Here is a 20,864-nt window from a genome sequence, read left to right as displayed (position 1 = left end):
TCTCCCCAGGAATGAATGGCGCGGTGTTTGCGCCTGCCGGCGAATATAGAAAGGCCTCACTCGAAGGCAAGCGGGCTTTCCATCGAGCGGTCGCCGGCTATGGCAAGCACTCGCCATATCTTCCCTTCGGGATCGCCGTGCTCGGGGAGAGTTGTGATGGGCACGAAGAGCACCGCCGTGCCGTCGCTTCGGTCCTCGACCCGCGAGTCCATGGTGACGATGCCGGCGCCGCCGGTCACATACAGCACCGGCGCTTGCTCTGAATTCGGCAGTGTCATCGCTATCAGGAGGCCGCTTCCGTCATCGGCGCGCCGCACGGCGTCGATGCCGAACTCATCCGAGGGAGCCTCCGGAAGCGTCTGGCGTGCCTGCGCGACCTGGATAGCGTCCATCGCTTCGGCAGCAACAGGCAGTTCGATCCGGAACTCGGCCTGGAACGGAATGCAGATATTCTGGCAGATACCGACAAACGCCTGTGCGGTCACCAGTTGACCGGCGGCGGCCTTGGGCGCTTCCAGCTGGAAGGGCAGGGATACGGCTTGATCGTAACCCAGATCACGGACCGGCCCATTGTCGATACGCTTGGGAGCCGGAAAGCGCATCTCGGTGACGCGCACGCCGCTTTGCTCATCGAACGTTAGCTCGGGCGGTATCCCGCTGTCGCCCGGCTCCCGCCAATATGTCATCCAGCCGGGCTTCGGCTCGATCTGCAACATGCCGTCATAGCGCCCCGGCTGGTCTGTGGCGGTGATCACTAGCCGCATTCGCCCGCCTTCATTCTTGGCCCAGTCGCTGCTGGCAGCGATCGTAGCCGACGGCGCGACGATCGGTCCGATAAAGAGCGCGGCGATCAGCATGAAGGAATTTTGGAACGTGTTCATGGGCAAAGCATTTAGAGGAAGGGACCCCGCGCAGCCAATCACGGATTGTCGAATTGTTTCATTTTCGGTTGATTGATCCACGCGGATGCCTCATCCTCTTTTGAACGGCGGCTACGATGGATTTCTCGATCAACGAACAGCGCAAACAGGCTGGAGGTACGATGGCATTCTCCACGTTTAAGAGGGATCGCGAACGGGGCCTCTTGGACGGTCAGTTTCTGATCGCCATGCCTGGGATGACAGACAGCAATTTCGCCCGTGCGGTCGTTTATGTCTGCGCCCACTCTCCCGCCGGTGCCATGGGCTTTATCATCAATCACCCGCAATCGGTGACTTTTCCCGATGTTGTGTCGCATCTCAATCTTCTGCCGCGTGAAGACTTGATCATGCTTCCGAACGAAGCGCGCAGCTTTCCGGTGCAAACCGGCGGGCCGGTGGAATCGGGGCGCGGTTTCGTGCTGCATTCGGACGACTATCTGAGCGAATCCTCCATCCCCGTGTCTGACGATATTTCCCTGACGGCGACGCTAGACATCGTGCGTGCGATTTCCGATGGGCGCGGCCCGAACCGGGCGGTCATGCTGCTCGGCTATGCCGGCTGGGGTCCGGGGCAACTGGAGTTCGAGATTGCCAACAACGGCTGGCTCACATGTGCGGCAACCGAGGATTTGATCTTCGACCGGAGCCTCGATGGAAAATACGAACGCGCCCTTGCGCTTCTCGGCGTTCATCCCGCGATGCTGTCGACCGAGGCCGGCCACGCCTGAGAGGGGCCGAGCCGACCTCAGGCACGCTTCATGAGCGGGAAGCGTTCCTTCAGCAGGCGAAGAATGGAATCGGCGCCGACGGGCGCGCCGAACAGATAGCTCTGGCCGTAGGCACAGCCCATCTTCATCAACTCCTCGCCATCTTCCTCGCTCTCGATACCCTCCGCGATGACATCCATCTCCATGCCGGATGCCATGGCAATGATCGAGCGCAGCAAAACCGCCCGCTTGGGGCTGGGGTCGTTGACGAGCGCCTTGTCGAGCTTGATCGTGTCGAAGGAGAAACGCGTCAGGTAGGAGAGGGATGAGACGCCGGTGCCGAAATCATCCAGCGCAAGACTGATACCGGTGCTTTTCAGTTTGTCGAGAACGAGCCGCGCCTGCTCCGGATTTTCCATGACGACCGACTCGGTGAGCTCCAGCCTGATCCGCTTCGGGTCGCACTGGGTCTTTGCCAGCATCGCCCTCACATCATTGTAGAGGTCCGTGCTGATGAGCTGCGCGCTCGACAGGTTGACGGAGACGAAGATCGGCGCATCCCCTACCGCCTTCTCCCACTCCGAAAGGTCGGCGGTCGCTCGCTCCAGGGCAAACATTCCGAGCGGTTCGATAAGGTCCGACATCTCCGCGATCGGCACGAATTCCGTTGGAGGAATACTGCCGCGGCGAGGATGGTCCCAGCGCATCAGTGCCTCGAAACCGGCGATCTCGCCGTCGGAAAGCCGAACGATCGGCTGGTAGGCCATCGACAGCTCCCGACGCTCGATGGCGCGGCGCAGGTCGGTCTCGATCTGGAGACGGTCGGTGCCCGCGGTGCGGAAGGCCGGGCGGAAGGGTTCGACGCGGTTGCCCCCGGCGCGCTTGGCGCGATACATGGCAAGTTCCGCATCGTTCAACAGGCTCGACGCGCTCTCCTGTTGGTCGACCCAGGACACGAGGCCGATCGACGCCGTCAGCACGATCTCCCGATTGCCGAAATTGATCGGCACCATAATAGCTTTTGAAATCGCATCGGCGAAGTCGGCCACCTTCGCGGGATCCCGCTCGGACAGGAGGATCAGGCCGAACTGGTCGCCAGTCAGCCGGGCGAGCGTGTCCTGTGGCTTCAGAAGACGCCGCAAGCGGCGCGTCAGCGCGATCAGGATGTTATCACCGGCAGCGATGCCGAGGCTGTCGTTCACCTGCTTGTATCGGTCGATGTCGATCGCCATCACGGTCGGACGCACGACATCGCCACCGGGCGCAAGCGCCAGAGCTGACTGCAGGCGGTCGAGAAACACCTCGCGGTTCGGCAAGCCGGTGAGGTTGTCATGGATCGCGTCCGCCAGAAGACGGTCGATGGAATTCTTCTGCTCGGTCGTGTCGATGATCGTCCCGACGCAGCGGATCACTTCGCCGTTGGAGCCGATCACGGGCCGGGCGCGGATTTTCAGCCAGTGGAAGTGACCGTCCTCCGCGCGAATCCGGAATTCGTGGCTCAGTCGTCCCTTGCGGTGCTCCAGCAAGACATCGAGCGTGGCGCGAAACCGATCGCGATCGTCGGGGTGGAGACGAGGTAGCCAATTGCGGGCCGGTCCGTGCATCGAGCCGGGAGCAAGACCGAGCGCGACCGAGACGTCCGGACTCGTCACCACCCGGTCACGCGCAACGTCCCAATCCCAGACCGTGTCGCCGGAGCCGGTAAGCGCCAGCGATTGCCGTTCGAGATCCGAGAACAGCCCCTGCTGATAGGCGCCGCCCGCAAACGCGTGTTGCATCACCGTGAAGCCGATCAGCAGGACGATCAGGACAAGGCCGCCACCCAGCGCCGGCTGGATGATGTCGTTGTCGAGCTGGCCGGTGACGGCCAGCCAGCTGCCGAACAGCCAGACGAGGATCAGGGCCCATGTCGGCACCAGAAGGATCGCGCGGTCGTACCGGTTGAAGCCGAGATAGACGATCAGGATGATACCGGCCGTTGCGGTGAGCGCGAAGGAGAGACGCGCGATGCCGGAGGCGATCGACGGGTCGTATATGGCCACGCCGAAGAGCAGACCGAGGCCGAGCACCCAGGCGAAGGTCGCGTAGCCCAGGTTCACGTGCCAGCGATTGAGGTTCAGATAGGTGAACAGGAAAATGACGAGGCTGGACGCCAGCGCCACTTCGGCGCCCGCTCGCCATATCCTTTGATCCGAGGCGGTGATCGTGATCAGTTTCTCGATGAAGCCGAAGTCGACGCAGATATAGGCGAGCACCGCCCACGCAAGCGCCGCCGCCGCCGGCAGCATCGATGTCCCCTTGACCACGAACAGGATCGTCAGGAACACCGCCAGAAGACCGGCGATGCCGAGCACGATGCCGCGATAGAGCGTGAAGGCGTTGACGGTGTCCTTGTAGACGTCCGGTTCCCAGAGATAGATCTGAGGCAGGTTGGGCGTGGCAAGCTCCGCCACGAAGGTGATCACTGAACCCGGGTTCAGCGTGATCCGGAAAACGTCGGCGTCGGGGCTCGACACACGGTCGAGCGCAAAGCCTTCGGACGGCGTGATGGCGATAATGCGCTGCGACCCGAGGTCCGGCCAGAACATCCGCGAGCCCGCGAGCCTGAAATGCGGTGCGACGATGACGCGCTCCAGCTGTTCTTCCGACACATTCGCGAGCGCAAACACCGCCCAGTCGCCCTGATGCGTCGGCGAACTCGCGCGCACCTCGATGCGGCGTCTTATGCCGTCTGCGCCGGCGGCTGTGGACACCTGAAAGGCCTCGTCCTCATTGGTGTAGATTTCGGTGGTCGCGGTCAGGTCGAGCGCCGTGTCGTCGCGGGCGATCTTCACCGGTTCGGCGGCATGGGTCGTCGCTGGAACAAGGCCGCACAGCGCCGCCATGACGACGAGGAGCATCTGGACCAGTCGCCGGAGCGGCGCCGAAGGCGGTATGAATTGGACTGTCATCAGGTCTGCTTGTTCCCGTTCCCCTCGGCGTCCGCGAGCATGGCGTAGAGCGCGTGATCGCGCCACTGTCCGTTGATCTTCAGGTATTGCCGCAACAGGCCTTCCCGTTGGAAACCGGCACGTTCGAGCAGACGAATGCTCTTGTCGTTGTCCGGAATACAGGCTGCTTCGATCCGGTGCAACTCAAGCCCCTTGAAGATGTAGGGAATAGCGATCCGAAGTGCGGCAAACATATGACCTTGGCCGGAATGTCGTTCGCCCATCCAGTATCCGATCATGCAGGCCTGGGCCGCACCGCGCCGGATCAGTCCTATCGTCAATCCACCTAACAGTTCTTCGTTCGGCATGGCGAATATCAGCAGGGGCACAGCCAGCCCGGAATGAAACTCCTGCTCGCTACGGATAACGCGGGTCCGGAAACTGCGGCGCGTCAGTTCGTCGGCTCGCCATGTCGGTTCCCATGGCTGAAGAAAGCGACGGCTGCCACTGCGAAGGCTGTGCCATTGGTCGAAATCGCCGATGCGGGGCAGCCGCAAAAGATACTTTCCGTCAGTCAGTTCCGGCGTATCCGGCTGGCGGGACAGAAACCGAAAGACCGAACGTGCCATACAAAACCCCACGCGCCCGGCATTCGCGCCGGACGGCAAACCCCATCTGCCCCCGAGGCTGCCCTTAGCCGGCCGCCTTGATCTTCTTGCTGCCGCCGCCGGAGCCGAGAGCCCCCAATATCTCGTCCATCGGCGCAAGCTGTTCGAGCGGTCCAATGGCCGAAAGGGTAGGGACCGTATCGAAGAACAGGCGGCCTGAAAGATCCGTCAGCCGTTCGACCGTGATCCCTTCGAGCCGCTCCATCATCTCCTGGTTGGAGATCGGGCGCCCGTAGAGCATCATCTGTCGCGCGATTTGCCCCGCACGCGCCGCCGGGCTTTCCTGGCCCATCAGCAACTGCGCACGAATCTGCGCCCGCGATCGATCGATCTCCTGCTGGTCAATGGATTCCGAGGCCTTGCGCAATTCCTCGATGATCACAGGCATCAGTTCCGGCAGGTTTTCTCCTCCGGTGGCGGCATGGATGCCGAATACGCCCGTGTCTGAAAAACCCCAGTGGAAGGCATAGACCGAATAGCAAAGGCCACGCGTCTCGCGCACTTCCTGGAAGAGGCGCGACGACATTCCGCCGCCAAGAATGTTGGCGAGGATCTGGGAGCAATAGAAATCGCGCATGTGATAGGCGCGACCTTCGAAACCGAGCAGCAGCTGCGCATCCATGAGGTCGCGCGTTTCGCGGACCTCCCCGCCCGTATAACGGGCCGGCGCGACGGTCGGAGCGACCTCCGGTTTCGTCTGCAAGGTGGCGTAACGTTCCTCGACCTGCCGAACGAACTTATCGTGGTCGACGGCGCCCGCCGCCACGACAAACATCCTGTCTGTCGTATAATTGCGGGAGAGGTAGGCGCGGATCTGGTCGCTCGTAAAGCCGTTCACGGTTTCTGGCGTCCCGAGGATGGCGCGGCCGACCGTCTGGCCTGAAAAAGCGGTCTCGGAGAAACGGTCGAAGACCACGTCGTCCGGCGTGTCGTTCGCAGCGCCGATCTCCTGCAGAATGACGTGCTTCTCGCGCATCAACTCGTCTTCATCAAAGACGGAGTCCGTCAGGATGTCGGCGAGGATGTCGACGGCCAGCGGCACGTCGTCCTTAAGGACGCGCGCATAGTAAGCCGTCGTCTCCGTCGACGTGGCGGCATTGAGCTCGCCGCCGACATTCTCGATCTGCTCGGCAATCTCGCGAGCGGTACGGCTCTTGGTGCCCTTGAAGGCCATATGCTCGAGGAGGTGAGCGATGCCATGCTCCGCCTCCGTCTCGTCGCGGGCGCCGGATTTGATCCACGTTCCCAATGCCACGCTTTCGAGGTGCGGCATGGTTTCCGTTACGACCGTCAACCCGGACGGCAGCCGGGTGCACTCAACCTTCATGTTCCGTCTTTCTGCGTCTCTCACGATCGGACGCGGGCATGTTCACCGACAAAGGTTTCGACGGCTTTAAGCTCCGCATCCAGGACTGTGAAACGCTCCTCCCTGTCCATAAGATCCCCGAGCCACGTCGGAAGCGCCGGGTCGATCCCGCTTGCGGTCTTAACCGCCTTGGGGAATTTGGCCGGGTGCGCCGTGGCCAGGATGACCATCGGAGTATTGGGCTTTTCGTGCTTCTTGGCAACATGCACGCCGCAGGCCGTGTGCGGGTCGAGCAGATAGCCCGTTTCCGATAGTGTCTCGCGGATGGTCTCTGCGACCTGCTTTTCCGTGGCGCGACCCGCCCGGAAGTCCTTCTTGATCGCCTTCAGGGCATGATCCTTGATCTCAAAACCACCGGACTGCTTGAGGCTCTCCATCGCCGCCCGGACCGCTGCGGGCTCCCGGTCATAGGCCTCGAACAACAGGCGTTCGAAGTTCGATGAGATCTGGATGTCCATCGATGGGGACGTCGTCGCTTTCACGCCCTTCATCTCGTAGCGTCCGGTCTTCAGCGTACGCGCCAGAATGTCGTTGTCGTTGGTCGCGATCACGAGCTTGTCGATCGGCAGGCCCATCTGCTTGGCGACGTAGCCTGCGAAGATATCGCCGAAGTTACCCGTCGGCACGGTGAAGGACACCTTCCGATCCGGGCTTCCAAGCGAGATGGCGGCGGTGAAATAGTAGACCACCTGCGCCATGATGCGGGCCCAGTTGATCGAGTTTACGCCGGAAATCTTCATCGAGTCGCGGAACGCCACGTCGTTGAACATGGCCTTCACCAGGTTCTGGCAGTCATCGAAATTGCCCTTCAGCGCAAGCGCATGCACGTTCTCCGCCTTGGAGGTCGTCATCTGCCGCTGCTGGACCGGCGATACCTTCTCGTGCGGAAAGAGAATGAAGACATCGGTGCTTTGCCGGCCCGCGAAGGCGTCAATCGCCGCGCCGCCCGTGTCGCCGGAGGTCGCTCCGACGATGGTCGCCCGTTCGCCGCGCTCGGCAAGCACATGGTCCATCAGTCGCGCCAGCAACTGCATCGCCACATCCTTGAACGCGAGCGTCGTGCCGTGGAACAGCTCCAGCACGAAAGTGTTCGCGCCGGTCTGGACCAGCGGCGCGATGGCCGGATGCCGGAAGGTGGCATAGGCCTCGTCGATCATCCGCCGGAAATCCGCTTTCTCGATCTCGCCGCCGGTGAAGGGATAAAGCACCTCGAAGGCGATTTCCTGATAGCTCTTTCCACGAAGCGCCCGGATGTCCTTCTTCTTCAGGTGCGGCCACTGCTTTGGAAGATAAAGGCCGCCGTCGCGCGCAAGCCCGGCGAGCAAGGCGTCGCAGAAACCGAGGCTCGGGGCTTCACCCCGGGTGGAGATGTATTCCATGGCGGTTATCCTTGGTCTTTGAGGGCGGTCTCGTTCGGTAGGGCCAAGCTTAACGTCGCAGTGCGCCGCCCGGTTGCCTTTTTGCGCCTGTGGCGACCGTCTGCCTTCGTTTCGGGCAAAGTCACCCGTCGCTTGTCGAGGGACGGGTTGCTGCGCTTGTGGCTGCGGTGTGCTGAAAATTCTGCCAAAACGCGGGGAACCCAATCGATTTTTGAATGCGCCGCTGATATAGACCATCGACAATGGTCATGAAAAGGCCTCTGTCGACGCGGATGTGAAGTATGCGCGGCAGTGTGGCGGAATGCGGAAGGTTGAGTAGTCGTGTTGGTCAAAGTGACGCGTGGACTGTTTGTCGTTTCCCTCGTGGCGGGCCTTTCCGCCTGCAACACGAGCAATCCAACAAGTGGCCTCGACGTTGCGGGAACTCAACAGCAACCCGCCGCAGCTCCTGTCGTACAGGGCGTGTGCCCCTCGATCGCGCTGCGTGATGGTACAGCCTCGTTCCGCACCTATGCCAAGGGCGGCAAGGATGATCCGTCGAAGGTCGTCTACCAGGCTTCACTCGCCGAAACCACGCGAGCCTGCACGCGCAATGACGCTGGCCAGCTCAGCATCAAGGTCATGGTGCAGGGCCGCCTCGTCGCGGGGCCGCAGGGCAAGGCCGGATCGCTGTCGATGCCGATCCGCGTCGCGGTCGTCGACAGCGGCAATGTTCTCTATTCCGAACTGACCAAGTTCGAGGCCTCGCTAACCGATCCGGCGACACCCGCCCAATTCGTCTTCACCAAGGACGTCACCGGTATATCCGGTGAGGTCAGTGGTCTCACGCAGGTCTTCGTCGGCTTCGACGAAGGCCCCTACAATACCAAGTAAGCAGTCGCCCGGCCGGTAACGGCCGGGTTCAGTTGAAATGAACGCGGTGCGGGGGCCTGCGTGAAAATTGCAATCATCCGGAATCCGGCTGCCGGCGGACGCGGCGGTCGGACCCTATTCACATCTTTCGTTCAAGCTTTTCGGACTCTTTATTCCGACGTCGACGTCTTTGAGACGGCAGTTGACGCAGGTCCGGCGCTGTTGGCTCGGCGGCTCGCCGACAAGGGCACGGACCTCGTGATAGCCGCTGGCGGCGACGGAACGGTCAACGGGGTCATCGAGGGGGTGCTGACGTCGTCGCGTCCCCAAACCCAGATTTCGGTTATGCCGCTCGGCAGCGGGTGTGACTATATCCGCAATTTCAAGACGGTTGACGGACCGCTCGCCCTGGCATCCGCGATCGCCGCGGCGCCTGTGCGGAAGGTCGATGCAGGGCGTCTGGTTCTCGACGACGGAACGGTCCGGCATTTCGCGAACGTCGCAAGCGCCGGCGTGTCCGCGATGGTCGCGCACTCCGTCAACGGCCCGGCAACACGTCGCTTCATGCCAAAAGCACTGAGATTCCCCTTCCATTCGGTGCGGGAGATCCTGCGATACCGTCCGCAATCTTTCCGGGTGACCGTGGATGGCGAGGCGATCCACGACGGGCCTGTCACTGCGGCAGCCATCGCCAACGGTGGCTGGTTTGGAGGCGGCATGCATCTGATGCCTGCAGCCGATCTGTCAGATGGCTGGCTCGACGTCGCGATACTGCGCGCCGGCTCACGTCTTGATGTGCTGGAGATTTTGAAGCGGCTCTATTCAGGAACGCACATCGATCATCCGCTGGTCCAGACTGCCCGCGGCAGGAGCATCCACATCAAGGCAATCGAAGGGAACCCGTTGCCGGTGGAGATCGACGGCGAGACGCAGACGTTCCGATCGATGCGAGCAGAGCTTTTGCCAGGTGCGCTGAATATCAGGCTCTAGCGGTCAGAGCGCACCTTCCCACTGGCCGAGTGCGGCGATCACCGCCGGCAGGTCCACCATGCGGGAGATGACGGTGTCGGCCCCTGCGTCAGTCAGGCGATCGGCATGGGAAGGGTAAGTGTGCGAGGCGCCGGTAAAGCCGATCACACGCATGCCTGCGGCCCGCGCGGCGTGCACGCCATGCACGGAGTCCTCAACCACGATGCACTTCTCCGGCTTGACGCCGAACTGGGCGGCACCGTGCAGGAAGATGTCGGGTTTCGGCTTGACGCGATCGGCGCCGAGGTCCTTGGCGGAATAGATATGCGGCGCGAACGCGTTATAGAGACCAACCTTGTTTAGCATCATCTCCAGCCGATGCGCGCTGGAATTCGAGCAGATGCAGCGCGGCCCCGGAATGCGCGAGAGCGCATAGACGACGCCCTCGATGATCTTCACATCGCGAGCAAGCCGCTGGTCGAGAATGGTTTCCGACTTGTCGATCAGCGAGGCCGAGAGCGGGATGTCGATCTCGCGCTCGATGGTGAGCAGGATGTTCTTCCAAGTCATACCGGCGAAGCGCTCGCCCATCTCTTCGACCGAAATCGGATAGCCGGCATCCGTCAGGAGTTTCGATTCCACCTTCGCCGCGATGATCTCGGAATCGACGAGCACGCCGTCGCAATCGAAGAGTGTCAGTTCGAAACCGCTCATGGGGGAGTGTCCTGTCGGAAGTCGCTGGAAAGGCCGCTCCACTACACCAAGGTGACGTAGAGGACAACCCGAAGGCCCGGTTGGCTGCTATTCCGGCAGCGGAAAGCTCAGGATAAACCGCCGCTCACCCTCGGGCGTGAACTCGATAATCCTGCTTTCCGGCAGGCGCCGCGCCTGTCCGGTTTCGATGAGATGGTCAAGCAGCGCCTTTCCGACTGTACCCGCGAGATGGACGCGACGCTCGCTCCAGTCCAGGCAGGCGCGGCAAAGGGGCCGTCGGGATGCTTTTAATGCGCCGACGTCGATGCCGAATGCGGCAAGGCGGCGTTCTCCGGTGTCCGTCAGGATGGGGTGATCCTCATCGCCTGCCACGGCGCCATCCGCTCTCAGACTGTCGAGCATCCGCACACCGTAGTCTCCGGCCAGGTGATCGTAGCAGATCCTGGCTTTTCTCAGCGCCGGTTCACGCGGGCCGGTGCGATGGCGCAAATGGCCTCGACTCGCCGCGAAGCAGATCAGGCTCTCGATCATCGCGCCCACCGTCTCGTCCGCGTAGGAAAAATAGCGATGCCGACCCTGGCTGCGCTGTCGGATCAGGCCGCCGGCCTCGAGCTTGGAGAGATGCGAACTCGCCGTCTGCGCTGTGATCCCGGCCGCCGTGGCGAGTTCCGTCGCCGTCAGCGCACGACCGCTCATCAGCGCCAGCAGCATGTTGGCGCGGGCGGGGTCGCCGATCAGCGAGGCGATGCGGGCTATGTCTGGTCCTTCTGCCATGCGTGAAGCCTAGTCGAAGAGGGCGTACGAAACAACGAAAGCATGCCATCGATGCTTCGATCCCGGTCGAAGCATTTGGGTCGATCCGCATGGCACAAACCGGCTCGCACAGACCCGACGAGGAGATATCCCATGATGACCTGTATTATCCGCTACGAAATCGATCCGTTCGCAAAGGACAAGTTCGCTAACTATGCCCGCAACTGGGGCGAGGCCATTCCGCGTTGCGGCGCCGATCTCGTCGGCTGTTTCGGCCCGCACGAAGGCTCGGCCACGACCGCCTACGGCATCTATCATATCGAGAGCCTCACGGCCTACGAAGCCTATCGCGCGCGCCTCGCCGCCGATCCGCTGGGCCGCGCCAATTATGAATATGCCCGCCGCGAGAAGTTTATCATCCGCGAAGACCGGTTGTTTCTCAAATGCGTCTCCCAGCCGCACGCGGCGCTGGTGAAACCATGATCGCCGTCATCTTCGAGGTCGTTCCCGCCGACGGCATGCGAACATCCTATCTCGCCCGCGCGCAGATGCTCCGGCCTCTGTTGCAGGATGTCGACGGCTTCCTGTCGATCGAGCGTTTCGAGAGCCTTTCCGAGCCGGGAAAGATCCTCTCGCTGTCCTTCTGGCGGGACGAGGCGGCCGTAACGGCCTGGCGCAGGACGGAAGAGCACCGGCAGGCTCAGGAGTCGGGTCGCAGCGGCATCTTCGCCGATTACCGGCTCCGGGTCGCGCATGTCATGCGCGACTACGGCCTGGGTCCGCGCGATCAGGCGCCGAAAGACAGCCGCGAGCTTCATGGCTGATCAAGCAGTCGTGGACAGGCGCCGCCACGACCGCTCCGGATCGTTGCCCATTCTCGACAAGCGCCGCACTGGCCTCTAAGCATGGGCCATGCCAAGGGAACAGGACGATACCATCGCTGGCCGCATCAGCCGCGCACTCGCGGAGCGGATCATCCATGGCGAACTGGTCCCCGGCTCCCGCCTCGCGCAGGACCACGTCGCCGAGGAGTTCGGCGCGAGCCATGTGCCGGTCCGCGAGGCCTTTCGCCGCCTGGAAGCGCAGGGTCTCGTTGTCAGCCTGCCGCGTCGCGGCGTGCGCGTCGCCTCCTTCGACCTGAAACAGGTTCGCGAGGTCGCCGAAATGCGAGCCGCCCTCGAGGTCCTGGCGCTGCGCCATGCCGCCCCGCACCTGACGACCGGCGTTCTCGATGAGGCTGAGGCCGCCGCGACCGACGCCGACAACGCCCGCGATGTGCGGACCTGGGAGGAGGCGAACCGCCGCTTCCACCGCCTGATCGTGTCCACCTGCGGCATGCCGCGGCTGCTGGCGGTGATCGATGACCTCCATGCCGTCAGCGCCCGCTTCCTGTTCGTCGCCTGGCGTCAGGGCTGGGAGGCACGGACCGACAAGGACCACCGCGCCATTCTTGTCGCTCTGCGGCAGGGCAGGGTAGGGGATGCCTGTGCACTGCTCGAAAAGCACGTCCAGTGGATCGGACGGGCGCCGATGCCAGCGTCGGGACGCGCTGATGAAACCGGCTTTGCCATCGTCGGTTAAAAATTATCTATAAAAAATTCGCGCCTAAAACAGCTGGAAATCCGGCGATTCCAGATGATATTCCCATCTTGTTATGCCGTTGAAGGCGCGCGGCGGCCTTCCTTGTCGCCGGCTGCGCTTGCTCGCTCCTAGAATCATAGATAAAAATGATTCCGCTTCTAAGATTATCTATAAAATGGAGTTCGGCATGAGTTTCTCTTCCATCCGCCAGCATCGTTATGATCCGCTCGGGCTTTCGAACCGCTCACTGGCGGCCAAGACCGCGCTCGTTCTGTTCGGCACAGGCGTTCTCGCGCTCGCCTCGCAAATCTCTGTCCCGATGGTGCCGGTTCCCGTCACCATGCAGACTTTCGCCATCACCGTGATCGGCGTGCTCTATGGCTGGCGCCTGGGGGCGCTTACTGTTCTGGCCTGGTTGGGCGAGGCCATGCTTGGCCTGCCGGTGCTCGCCAATGGCAGCGGCGGTCTTGCGCCCTTCGCTGGCCCGACTGCCGGCTACCTCGCGGCGTTTCCGCTCGTTGCCGCGCTCACCGGCTGGCTCGCAGAAAAGGGGTGGGCGGCCGAGCGAGTGTTCCTGAGCTTCTCCGCCCATCTTGTGGCCAACGTCTTGTGCCTCGTCATCGGCGGCGCATGGCTCGCGTCGCTGATCGGTTTTGAAAAGGCGCTGATGCTCGGCGTCGCGCCGTTCCTGATCGGCGCCGTCCTGAAGTCCGCGCTCGCCGCTGCCCTGCTGATGGCGCTTGCTCGCCGGATTTCGACCCGTTGACCGTCAGGCTGAGGGCTCACCACCTGCTCTGCATGCTGACCTATGTCGGCAAGGGCTACTCGCCGCGTTTCGTGGAAAACTACGAGACAATCGCGCAGAGGCTCTCGGCGGGTGAGGAGATCGAGATCGTCGAGGGGCCGGACGATATCTGCCGGCCCCTTCTTGTCGATGCCGAGCCGCATTGCCTCGGAGAAAGCGTTGTCGCGCGTGACCTCGAGGCTGCGCGCACGATCTCCATGACACTCCGAATATCGGTTGCGACCGGCAGTCTTATCCGGCTCGACGCTGATCTCCTGTCACGTCTGCAGAACGGATTTTCAGGCAATACCCTTCGCTCCGCCTGTCGCCACTGCGAATGGTCGGCACTGTGCGACGTCGTTGCGGCAAGCGACTTCGCGCTCGCAAAAATCCAGCCGGCCGGCGGGTGAGGGACTCCGTTTTCAGAAAAAAATCGTGACGATGTCGAAAAACGCGGATGACCGGCGTCCTTGGAGTATCGAAACTCCACTGTGAAAGGAAATGCCCGTGGTTTTCACCGTTACTCCCCTCTATGCCCTGCCGGTGGCAGCGATCTATTTGATCCTGTGGGTTAGGGTCTCCGCAATGCGCTCCGCTACACACGTGTCGTTTGGCGATGGTGGCAATATCGATCTGTTGCGACGCATCCGCCAGCACGGCAATTGCGCCGAATGGACGACGTTCGTCCTGATCCTGATGATACTCGCCGAGGGCATCGGATCGTCCTCCCTCTGGTTGCATATTTGCGGTACTTTGCTCTTGATCGGGCGGGCGGCCCATCCCTTCGGCATGCTGGCCGACAACGCCGGCGATCCGCTTCGGTATGTCGGCAACGGCACGAACATGCTGGCCGCGATCATCGCGATGGTGTGTATTGGTGCGGCAGTTCCCGCGATGCTCAACGGCTGACGAGAGAGGGTCGTATGATGAAGTACATGCTTCTGCTTTACGCCGCACCCGGTACGGATCCGGTTCCCGGCACGCCCGAATGCGATGACATGATGGCCGAGTTCTTCAGCCTTGATGAGAGGATGAAGGATCGTGCGACGGTGCTTGCCGGCGAAGGCCTTCTGCCGGCCACCACCGCCACGACGCTCAGGACACGCGATGGCAAGGTCGAGATGCTGGACGGACCATTTGCCGAGACCCGCGAGCATCTGGGAGGGTTTTACCTGATCGAGGCTGCGACGCTCGATGATGCCCTTGCCTTTGCCGCCGCTGTGCCGGTGGCGCGCTACGGTTCGGTCGAGGTCCGGCCAGTCGAGATATTTTCGTAGGGGAAGACAATGCAATACATGCTGTTGATCTACAACGACCCGGCCCGGCAGCCTTCCTATGGTACCGCGGCTTTTCAGGACATGATGGCGGGTTACTTTGCCACCAATGAGCGAATGAAAGCCGATGGTGTTCTGCGCGGCGGCGATGGTCTTCAGGGTGTGGAAACAGCCACATCCCTTCGCATCGCATCCGGGCGCGTGGAAACCATGGACGGCCCGTTTGCCGAGACCCGTGAGCATCTGGGCGGTTATTATCTGATCGAGGTGCCTGACCTCGACGCGGCCCTGACCTATGCGGCTCTCATCCCTTCGGCCCACTTCGGAACCATCGAGATACGACCGGTGATGAATTACAATCCGGCAGGGCCGCTATGAACGAAGCCGCCCCCGGTTCCACATCGCGTGCGGTTGCGGTATCGAGGGAACTCGACCGCGTCATGCGGGCGGACCGGGGGCGGCTGGTCGCCATATTGGCAAAAGGCCTGAAGGATTTGTCTCTCGCCGAAGACGCCCTTCAGGAGGCGGCACTGTCCGCGATGAAGCATTGGGGTCGCTCCGGCTTGCCGACGTCTCCGCAGGGTTGGCTTTTGCAGGCGGCCCGTCGAAAGGCCATCGATCGATTGCGTGGCGCGACGCGGGATGCGCGCAAGGCTGAGGCGCTGGCGCAGCTCTCGGCAGACGAGGCCGCACCCGAACCGCAAACCATTCCCGACGAGCGTCTTCGCCTGATCTTCGCGTGCTGCCATCCGGCGCTGGAGATGAAATCGCGCGTGGCGCTGACCCTGCGGACGGTCTGCGGCCTGACGACGGCTGAGATCGCCCGGGCGTTTCTGGACGCGGAACCGACGATGGGACAGCGCATCAGCCGAGCGAAGGCGAAGATCGCGGCGGCAGGAATTCCGTTCGAGATTCCGGATGCGGATGACTGGTCCGCGCGCCTCGATGCCGTGCTGACGAGCATCTACCTGATCTTTACCACCGGCTATACCGCCCCGGTGGCGGAGCGTCATGACCTTTGTGGCGAGGCGGAATATCTGATGCGGCTTGTCGACGGGCTGCGACCGGAGGACCCCGAAATAGAGGGTGCATTGGCAATGATGTTGCTGACAGCCGCCCGGCGCCCCGCGCGGACTGGTGCGGATGGTGCAACCTTGCCTCCGGCGGAACAGGACAGGAAGCTTTGGGATGCCGGCAAGATCGCCGAAGGCCGCGCAATCCTTGTCTCGGCGATGGAGAAACGTCGCCCTGGACCATTCCAGATCAAGGCGGCGATTGCCGATTGCCAGATGGCAGACGAGGGACCGGACTGGCCTCAGATCGCGGCTCTCTATGCCGCACTGTGGCGCTTCGAGCCGACGCCCATCGTCTCGTTGAACGCGGCAGTGGCGCTCGCCGAGGCAGGAGCACCGGCGCGCGCCCTGGAGATCGTCGAGGGCCTGGAGACGGATCTGGCGCACTACCAGCCGTGGCATGCGGCACGGGCGGCGTTGCTCGTCATGGCGGGTCGTGGAAACGAGGCGGCCGCTGCGTACCGGCAGGCGATCGATATGTCCGAGAACCAAGCCGAAGCATTGTTCCTGCAGGCAAGGCTTGCGAAACTGGAGGTGGCGGGCCATCTTTCGACAGGTCAGGGCGAGGCGTGACTGACAGATCGCGCGATGGCCAGGAAACGAGGAGGTGACCATGATAACGCTCGACAGGCTGCGCGAGATCGTGCTGTCCTTTCCGGACACCGAGGAGACGACCTCCTGGGATGCCGTTTCCTTCAAGGTCAACAAGAAGGCGATCCTGTTCTGGAATCCGACCCATGACTGCCCGGTCTTCAAGGTGCCGTACGAGGAGCGCGATCACCTGATCGAGATGGACCCGGAAACCTTCTTCACCACCGACCACCACCGCCCCCATCCTATGGTGCTCGCCCGGCCTCAGCAGGTCGACGAGGAATGGGTCCGTGTGACCGTGGAGCGGACGTGGAGAGCACAGGTGAAGAAGGCGACGCTCAAGGCTTGGGATGGTACGCGAAACGAGCGTGCCGGCGCTGGCGTTCAATAACCAGCTAGGTTGCGATTGGCGTCCTGGCGTTGATGGAGGATGCGAATGATTTCGACGCGGTCGGATGAACTGCGGAAATAGATCATGTGCGATCCAACCGCGTGTTTCAGATATCCGGTCCTAATGTCCGCCGGTCGGCCCCGGATGGTTCCAAAGCATAAACGCTCGCACCCATCGCGGATGTCGTCGATGTAGCGATCAGCGCGGTCAACGCCCCACGCGGCCGCGCTATAGTCCCAGATTTCGTTCAAATCCGCCTCGGCCGCCGGTGAAAGCGCCAGCGCCTTCATTTGCTTTGGAACTCGGCCCGTTTGCGTGCCTTGAAGGCATCAAAATCGAAGGGTTGTGGTTCTCCCGATTGCTCGCCTTCGACAAGCGCATCCTGTAGTGCCTTTACCTTAGCCTCGTGCTCTTGGAGCAGCCGCAGGCCAGCTCGCACCACATCTGTTGCGGACTCGTAGTGTCCGCCTTCCACCTGTTCGTTGACGAAGCTTGTGGAGTGATCGTCAAGCGTGACTGACGTGTTGCGTGTCATTGGCAAATCCAGCTTTCAACAATAGCCGAATTTAGTGCGCGTGACCGTCTCGGGCAACCGCCGTTTTATAGAGGCGCCTCAAGATGTCCGGGGCGTAACGCGTTTCGGCTCACGCACTTTTCCGCACACCCTTCAGCCTTTGGTAACCAACTTCGGTAACCATAAGGCCATTGAAGTACTGCGTCAGCGTAAAGTGAGTATCAGATGGCATCCGTGTTTCCGCTCGCCGATCTTCGCCGTTCCAGCGATCCGTTTTCCTTTGTCGACACCATCATCAAGGGCGATTGCGTCGCCGCGCTCGAAGCTCTGCCGGACAAATCCGTGGATGCCATCTTCGCTGACCCCCCATACAATCTGCAACTCGGCGGTGCGCTGCATCGTCCCGACCAGTCTGTCGTCGATGCCTGCGACGACGAATGGGACCAGTTCGCCTCGTTCGAAGCCTATGACGCCTTCACCCGCGCCTGGTTGCTCGCCTGCCGTCGCGTATTGAAGCCGACCGGCACGATCTGGGTGATCGGTTCCTATCACAACATCTTCCGCGTCGGCGCGACCCTGCAGGATCTCAATTTCTGGATCCTCAACGACATCGTCTGGCGCAAGACAAACCCGATGCCGAACTTCAAGGGCCGTCGCTTCCAGAACGCCCACGAGACGATGATCTGGGCTTCGCCCGATCCGAAGGCCAAGGGCTACACCTTCAACTACGATGCGATGAAGGCGGCTAACGACGACGTCCAGATGCGCTCCGACTGGCTGTTCCCGATCTGCTCGGGTGGCGAGCGGCTGAAGGGTGAGGACGGCAAGAAGGTTCATCCGACCCAGAAGCCGGAAGCGCTGCTTGCCCGCGTCATCATGGCTTCCACCAAGCCGGGCGATATCGTGCTTGACCCGTTCTTCGGTTCCGGCACCACGGGGGCCGTCGCCAAGCGTCTCGGCCGCCATTTCGTCGGTATCGAGCGCGAACAGGATTACATCGATGCGGCGTCTGCCCGTATCGCCGCCGTCGAGCCGCTGGGCAAGGCGGAACTCACCGTACTGACCGGCAAGAAGGCCGAGCCTCGCGTGGCCTTCAACACCCTGGTCGAAAGCGGTCTCGTCAAGCCCGGACAGGTGCTGACCGATGCGAAACGGCGTCATTCCGCCATCATTCGCGCCGACGGTACGCTCGCGGCTGGCGGAGAGGCCGGATCCATTCATCGTCTTGGAGCAAAGGTCCAAGGCCTTGATGCGTGCAACGGGTGGACCTTCTGGCATTTCGAGGATGGGCAGTCCCTGCGTCCCATCGACGATCTGCGGTCGATCATCCGCAATGGGCTGGCGAAGCTGGACTAACGGTCCACCCGGTTTCGCCAGCTCCATTCATCCTCCGGACGGTTTAGTGCCTTCAGTCCCGCCCGGAGAACATGGGCGCCCGGATCTTCATCGATCCGGGCGTCATCTTTTTGTCTCGTCACGTTCTGTCCGTTCCAGCCTGAGGCAAGTTCTTCTCCCTAAGAGGCTTGCGGGGGCAAAAACAACGGGACACGAAGCGGCCGATGAGCGTCAAGCTCCAACAGGCAAAGCGCCATTTCAGCGACGGACAGATGCAGCTTGCGCTCGCCGCGGGTCTCGAAGCCTTCGTCGCCGATCGCAAGAGCGCGGATGCGATGTTGCTTCTCGCGGCTGTGCAGGAGCGGCTCGGCGACCGTGCCGCCGCGGCCACCTTCTACGCCGGCGCAGTCGATTTCACCGAACGCCATCGCCGCGAGGCGGCCTTTCGCGCGGCAACGCATTTTCTTGCCGTTGATGATCCCGTGAGCGCCCGCGCAGCGCTTCTTAAGCTCGAGCGTTTTCTACCCGACGACCGCGAACTCAACCACTCGCTTTGCTCGCTTTATCGCGAGGCCGGCGATTATGCCCACGCCTTGCCCTATGCCCGACGACTGGCGCAGACGGCCACATCCACCGGCAATTTCCTGAATGCCGGCATCGTGCTCTCCGGCCTCGATCTGTTCGAGGAAGCGATCGGCCCATTGAGCGCCGCCTACGAGCAGGAACCGGACAGCCGGCTCGCGCTGTCGGAGCTTTTCTGGTGCGCCGCCAACCTTGGCATGCTCGATATCGTCCAGGAGTTACAGGAGAAGCTGGAGGCGGGTTATGCGGCCGAAGGCGAGGCGATCGATACCCGCGAGAATGCCTTCCGCGCCGTCGTCTGGTCCGGCGACGAGGACTATATCCTGCGCTCGTCGAGGCTGACCGCGAGCCATCTCCTGCCGCCGGTCACCGAAGAACGGCCGGCACCAAGGCCGACCCGCGAGAAAATCCGTATCGGATATGTTTCCGCCGATTTCTGCGACCATGCGACCATGGCACTGTTCGGCGGCGTCCTCAAACACCACGATCGGGGCAGGTTCGACGTCTACGGCATCTGCCACACGCCGGCGCGCTTCCGCAGCGGGCCGATGCGCCAGCGTTTTCTCGATGCCGTCGATCGCTATGTCGACATCCTGGAGATCGACGACGAGGCCGCCGCGGCCCAAATCCGCGCGCTTGACCTCGACATTCTCGTCGATCTCAAGGGCTATACCCACGGCAACCGTCTTGGCATTTTCTGCCGTCGTCCGGCTCCGGTGCAGATCACCTATCTCGGCTTTCCCGGCCCGGTGTCCGGTGCCGGCATTGACTATGCAATCACCGACGCCATCGTGACGCCGCCCTCCAGCGATCCCTTCTACGATGAAAAGCTGCTGCGGATCGCGCCGAGCTACCAGTGCAACGACGCAACCCGGCCCGAAGTGGAGCGGCAAGGCCGCGCCGCCCACGGGCTGCCGGAAACAGGCGTCGTCTTCTGCTCCTTCAATCAGGTCCAGAAAATCCGCCCGGCGATGTTCGCGGCCTGGATGGACATCCTGAAGGCGGTCGAAGGCTCGGTGCTCTGGCTTGCCGATCTGCCGGAAACCGTACGCGAAAACCTGCGCCGCGCCGCCGTCGCTCATGGCGTGGATGGCGAGCGACTTATCTTCGCGTCGCGCCTTGCGATCCCCGATCACCTGGCGCGACTGTGCGAGGCCGATATCGCCCTCGACACGACGCCCTATAACGGCCATACCACCACGTCCGACGCGCTGTGGTGCGGCGTCCCGGTTGTGACGGTCAGGGGAACGGCCTTTGCCGGGCGCGTCACGGAAAGCCTTCTCGGCGCCGTCGGTCTGCCCGATCTGGTTGCCAACGATATTCCAGAATTCGTCCGCCTGGCGGTCGAACTGGCGCAGGATGGGTCCCGCCAGACCCGCCTGCGCCAGCATCTCATCTCGGCGCGCAAGACAGCGCCGCTCTTCGATACGCTTGGGTTCACCCGCCGGCTGGAAGAGAAATACGAGGGGGTCTGCGGCTGA

General features: G+C 62.3%; 24 protein-coding genes. 15 read left to right on the top strand and 9 right to left on the bottom strand.

Annotated features, from left to right (window positions below; genetic code table 11):
• Positions 1-56: 56 nt before the first annotated feature.
• The gene (locus J5J10_RS13445; RefSeq protein WP_211930265.1) at positions 57-857 is read right to left on the bottom strand and encodes a protein-disulfide reductase DsbD domain-containing protein; all 801 of its coding nucleotides are present in this window, start codon (positions 855-857) and stop codon (positions 57-59) included.
• A 185-nt stretch (positions 858-1,042) separates the two neighbouring features.
• Between J5J10_RS13445 and J5J10_RS13440 the strand changes: the two genes are divergently transcribed.
• Positions 1,043-1,648, top strand: coding sequence for a YqgE/AlgH family protein (locus J5J10_RS13440; RefSeq protein ID WP_208553117.1), 606 nt, complete (start codon positions 1,043-1,045; stop codon positions 1,646-1,648).
• A 17-nt stretch (positions 1,649-1,665) separates the two neighbouring features.
• On the opposite strand, the gene J5J10_RS13435 is transcribed toward J5J10_RS13440, so the two are convergent.
• The 4 genes from J5J10_RS13435 to thrC all read right to left on the bottom strand — a co-directional run bounded on the left by J5J10_RS13435 (position 1,666) and on the right by thrC (position 7,970).
• Positions 1,666-4,527 (bottom strand): EAL domain-containing protein, encoded by a 2,862-nt coding sequence (locus J5J10_RS13435; RefSeq protein ID WP_249116904.1) that lies wholly within the window; start codon positions 4,525-4,527, stop codon positions 1,666-1,668.
• A gap of 50 nt (positions 4,528-4,577) precedes the next feature.
• Positions 4,578-5,186: a GNAT family protein gene (locus tag J5J10_RS13430; RefSeq protein ID WP_208548650.1), complete on the bottom strand. Its 609-nt coding sequence runs from the start codon at positions 5,184-5,186 to the stop codon at positions 4,578-4,580.
• Positions 5,187-5,250: 64 nt separating this feature from the next.
• Positions 5,251-6,552: a pitrilysin family protein gene (locus tag J5J10_RS13425; protein WP_211930263.1), complete on the bottom strand. Its 1,302-nt coding sequence runs from the start codon at positions 6,550-6,552 to the stop codon at positions 5,251-5,253.
• 20 nt (positions 6,553-6,572) lie between these two features.
• Positions 6,573-7,970 (bottom strand): threonine synthase, encoded by a 1,398-nt coding sequence (gene thrC / locus J5J10_RS13420; protein ID WP_211930262.1) that lies wholly within the window; start codon positions 7,968-7,970, stop codon positions 6,573-6,575.
• Between the two features lie 321 nt (positions 7,971-8,291).
• Between thrC and J5J10_RS13415 the strand changes: the two genes are divergently transcribed.
• Positions 8,292-8,843, top strand: coding sequence for a hypothetical protein (locus J5J10_RS13415; protein WP_208548653.1), 552 nt, complete (start codon positions 8,292-8,294; stop codon positions 8,841-8,843).
• 60 nt (positions 8,844-8,903) lie between these two features.
• Positions 8,904-9,812, top strand: a complete 909-nt coding sequence (locus J5J10_RS22705; protein ID WP_208548654.1) for a diacylglycerol kinase family protein — start codon at positions 8,904-8,906, stop codon at positions 9,810-9,812.
• A 3-nt stretch (positions 9,813-9,815) separates the two neighbouring features.
• Here the strand turns inward: J5J10_RS22705 and J5J10_RS13405 are convergent, their stop codons facing one another.
• Both J5J10_RS13405 and J5J10_RS13400 read right to left on the bottom strand, forming a co-directional pair.
• Positions 9,816-10,505, bottom strand: coding sequence for an HAD family hydrolase (locus J5J10_RS13405; protein ID WP_208548655.1), 690 nt, complete (start codon positions 10,503-10,505; stop codon positions 9,816-9,818).
• Positions 10,506-10,592: 87 nt separating this feature from the next.
• Positions 10,593-11,279, bottom strand: a complete 687-nt coding sequence (locus tag J5J10_RS13400) for a winged helix-turn-helix domain-containing protein (RefSeq protein ID WP_211930261.1) — start codon at positions 11,277-11,279, stop codon at positions 10,593-10,595.
• 132 nt (positions 11,280-11,411) lie between these two features.
• Between J5J10_RS13400 and J5J10_RS13395 the strand changes: the two genes are divergently transcribed.
• The 10 genes from J5J10_RS13395 to J5J10_RS13350 all read left to right on the top strand — a co-directional run bounded on the left by J5J10_RS13395 (position 11,412) and on the right by J5J10_RS13350 (position 16,952).
• Positions 11,412-11,741 carry an NIPSNAP family protein gene (locus J5J10_RS13395; RefSeq protein WP_211930260.1) on the top strand — a complete coding sequence of 110 codons (330 nt, stop codon included), beginning with the start codon at positions 11,412-11,414 and terminating at the stop codon, positions 11,739-11,741.
• Positions 11,738-12,082 carry an antibiotic biosynthesis monooxygenase gene (locus tag J5J10_RS13390; protein ID WP_208548658.1) on the top strand — a complete coding sequence of 115 codons (345 nt, stop codon included), beginning with the start codon at positions 11,738-11,740 and terminating at the stop codon, positions 12,080-12,082. The genes J5J10_RS13395 and J5J10_RS13390 overlap by 4 nt, the downstream gene beginning before the upstream one ends.
• 88 nt (positions 12,083-12,170) lie before the next feature.
• Positions 12,171-12,839, top strand: a complete 669-nt coding sequence (locus J5J10_RS13385; protein WP_208548659.1) for a GntR family transcriptional regulator — start codon at positions 12,171-12,173, stop codon at positions 12,837-12,839.
• 187 nt (positions 12,840-13,026) lie between these two features.
• Positions 13,027-13,605 carry a biotin transporter BioY gene (locus J5J10_RS13380; protein WP_208548660.1) on the top strand — a complete coding sequence of 193 codons (579 nt, stop codon included), beginning with the start codon at positions 13,027-13,029 and terminating at the stop codon, positions 13,603-13,605.
• Positions 13,602-14,033, top strand: coding sequence for a DUF1284 domain-containing protein (locus tag J5J10_RS13375; RefSeq protein WP_211930259.1), 432 nt, complete (start codon positions 13,602-13,604; stop codon positions 14,031-14,033). The genes J5J10_RS13380 and J5J10_RS13375 overlap by 4 nt, the downstream gene beginning before the upstream one ends.
• 97 nt (positions 14,034-14,130) lie before the next feature.
• Positions 14,131-14,532 (top strand): MAPEG family protein, encoded by a 402-nt coding sequence (locus J5J10_RS13370; RefSeq protein ID WP_208548662.1) that lies wholly within the window; start codon positions 14,131-14,133, stop codon positions 14,530-14,532.
• Between the two features lie 17 nt (positions 14,533-14,549).
• Complete coding sequence (locus J5J10_RS13365) at positions 14,550-14,900, top strand: YciI family protein (RefSeq protein WP_208553119.1); 351 nt, start codon at positions 14,550-14,552, stop codon at positions 14,898-14,900.
• Between the two features lie 9 nt (positions 14,901-14,909).
• A complete protein-coding gene (locus tag J5J10_RS13360; protein ID WP_208548663.1) occupies positions 14,910-15,275 on the top strand; it encodes a YciI family protein in 366 nt (121 codons plus the stop codon).
• Positions 15,272-16,543 (top strand): DUF6596 domain-containing protein, encoded by a 1,272-nt coding sequence (locus J5J10_RS13355; RefSeq protein WP_208548664.1) that lies wholly within the window; start codon positions 15,272-15,274, stop codon positions 16,541-16,543. Before J5J10_RS13360 ends, J5J10_RS13355 begins: the two co-directional genes overlap by 4 nt.
• 40 nt (positions 16,544-16,583) lie before the next feature.
• Positions 16,584-16,952: an MmcQ/YjbR family DNA-binding protein gene (locus J5J10_RS13350; RefSeq protein ID WP_211930258.1), complete on the top strand. Its 369-nt coding sequence runs from the start codon at positions 16,584-16,586 to the stop codon at positions 16,950-16,952.
• Here J5J10_RS13350 and J5J10_RS13345 read toward each other — a convergent pair.
• Both J5J10_RS13345 and J5J10_RS13340 read right to left on the bottom strand, forming a co-directional pair.
• Positions 16,946-17,242 (bottom strand): type II toxin-antitoxin system RelE/ParE family toxin, encoded by a 297-nt coding sequence (locus tag J5J10_RS13345; protein WP_211930257.1) that lies wholly within the window; start codon positions 17,240-17,242, stop codon positions 16,946-16,948. The genes J5J10_RS13350 and J5J10_RS13345 overlap by 7 nt on opposite strands.
• On the bottom strand, positions 17,239-17,487 hold the full coding sequence (locus tag J5J10_RS13340) for a type II toxin-antitoxin system ParD family antitoxin (RefSeq protein WP_208548666.1): 249 nt from the start codon (positions 17,485-17,487) through the stop codon (positions 17,239-17,241). Before J5J10_RS13340 ends, J5J10_RS13345 begins: the two co-directional genes overlap by 4 nt.
• Positions 17,488-17,691: 204 nt before the next feature.
• Here J5J10_RS13340 and J5J10_RS13335 point away from each other — a divergent pair, with 204 nt between their 5' ends.
• Positions 17,692-18,822 carry a site-specific DNA-methyltransferase gene (locus J5J10_RS13335; protein WP_208548667.1) on the top strand — a complete coding sequence of 377 codons (1,131 nt, stop codon included), beginning with the start codon at positions 17,692-17,694 and terminating at the stop codon, positions 18,820-18,822.
• Positions 18,823-19,025: 203 nt separating this feature from the next.
• Positions 19,026-20,864, top strand: coding sequence for a hypothetical protein (locus tag J5J10_RS13330; protein ID WP_211930256.1), 1,839 nt, complete (start codon positions 19,026-19,028; stop codon positions 20,862-20,864).

This window comes from Ciceribacter sp. L1K23, assembly GCF_018122705.1.
GTDB lineage: Bacteria > Pseudomonadota > Alphaproteobacteria > Rhizobiales > Rhizobiaceae > Allorhizobium.
The sequence above is the reverse complement of the archived record's forward strand: the minus strand, read 5'-3'. Positions and strand labels throughout refer to the sequence as shown.

Excerpts from the sequence above, each read along its gene's own strand:
- J5J10_RS13435 (WP_249116904.1), bottom strand. The coding sequence starts at position 4,527 with ATGCTCCTCGTCGTCATGGCGGCGCTGTGCGGCCTTGTTCCAGCGACG.
- J5J10_RS13345 (WP_211930257.1), bottom strand. The coding sequence starts at position 17,242 with ATGAAGGCGCTGGCGCTTTCACCGGCGGCCGAGGCGGATTTGAACGAA.
- J5J10_RS13340 (WP_208548666.1), bottom strand. The coding sequence starts at position 17,487 with ATGACACGCAACACGTCAGTCACGCTTGACGATCACTCCACAAGCTTC.
- J5J10_RS13335 (WP_208548667.1), top strand. The coding sequence starts at position 17,692 with ATGGCATCCGTGTTTCCGCTCGCCGATCTTCGCCGTTCCAGCGATCCG.
- J5J10_RS13330 (WP_211930256.1), top strand. The coding sequence starts at position 19,026 with ATGAGCGTCAAGCTCCAACAGGCAAAGCGCCATTTCAGCGACGGACAG.
- J5J10_RS13425 (WP_211930263.1), bottom strand. The coding sequence starts at position 6,552 with ATGAAGGTTGAGTGCACCCGGCTGCCGTCCGGGTTGACGGTCGTAACG.
- J5J10_RS13365 (WP_208553119.1), top strand. The coding sequence starts at position 14,550 with ATGAAGTACATGCTTCTGCTTTACGCCGCACCCGGTACGGATCCGGTT.
- J5J10_RS13440 (WP_208553117.1), top strand. The coding sequence starts at position 1,043 with ATGGCATTCTCCACGTTTAAGAGGGATCGCGAACGGGGCCTCTTGGAC.
- thrC (WP_211930262.1), bottom strand. The coding sequence starts at position 7,970 with ATGGAATACATCTCCACCCGGGGTGAAGCCCCGAGCCTCGGTTTCTGC.
- J5J10_RS13380 (WP_208548660.1), top strand. The coding sequence starts at position 13,027 with ATGAGTTTCTCTTCCATCCGCCAGCATCGTTATGATCCGCTCGGGCTT.
- J5J10_RS13400 (WP_211930261.1), bottom strand. The coding sequence starts at position 11,279 with ATGGCAGAAGGACCAGACATAGCCCGCATCGCCTCGCTGATCGGCGAC.
- J5J10_RS13445 (WP_211930265.1), bottom strand. The coding sequence starts at position 857 with ATGCTGATCGCCGCGCTCTTTATCGGACCGATCGTCGCGCCGTCGGCT.
- J5J10_RS13350 (WP_211930258.1), top strand. The coding sequence starts at position 16,584 with ATGATAACGCTCGACAGGCTGCGCGAGATCGTGCTGTCCTTTCCGGAC.
- J5J10_RS13430 (WP_208548650.1), bottom strand. The coding sequence starts at position 5,186 with ATGGCACGTTCGGTCTTTCGGTTTCTGTCCCGCCAGCCGGATACGCCG.
- J5J10_RS13390 (WP_208548658.1), top strand. The coding sequence starts at position 11,738 with ATGATCGCCGTCATCTTCGAGGTCGTTCCCGCCGACGGCATGCGAACA.
- J5J10_RS13405 (WP_208548655.1), bottom strand. The coding sequence starts at position 10,505 with ATGAGCGGTTTCGAACTGACACTCTTCGATTGCGACGGCGTGCTCGTC.
- J5J10_RS13355 (WP_208548664.1), top strand. The coding sequence starts at position 15,272 with ATGAACGAAGCCGCCCCCGGTTCCACATCGCGTGCGGTTGCGGTATCG.
- J5J10_RS13385 (WP_208548659.1), top strand. The coding sequence starts at position 12,171 with ATGCCAAGGGAACAGGACGATACCATCGCTGGCCGCATCAGCCGCGCA.
- J5J10_RS13360 (WP_208548663.1), top strand. The coding sequence starts at position 14,910 with ATGCAATACATGCTGTTGATCTACAACGACCCGGCCCGGCAGCCTTCC.
- J5J10_RS13395 (WP_211930260.1), top strand. The coding sequence starts at position 11,412 with ATGATGACCTGTATTATCCGCTACGAAATCGATCCGTTCGCAAAGGAC.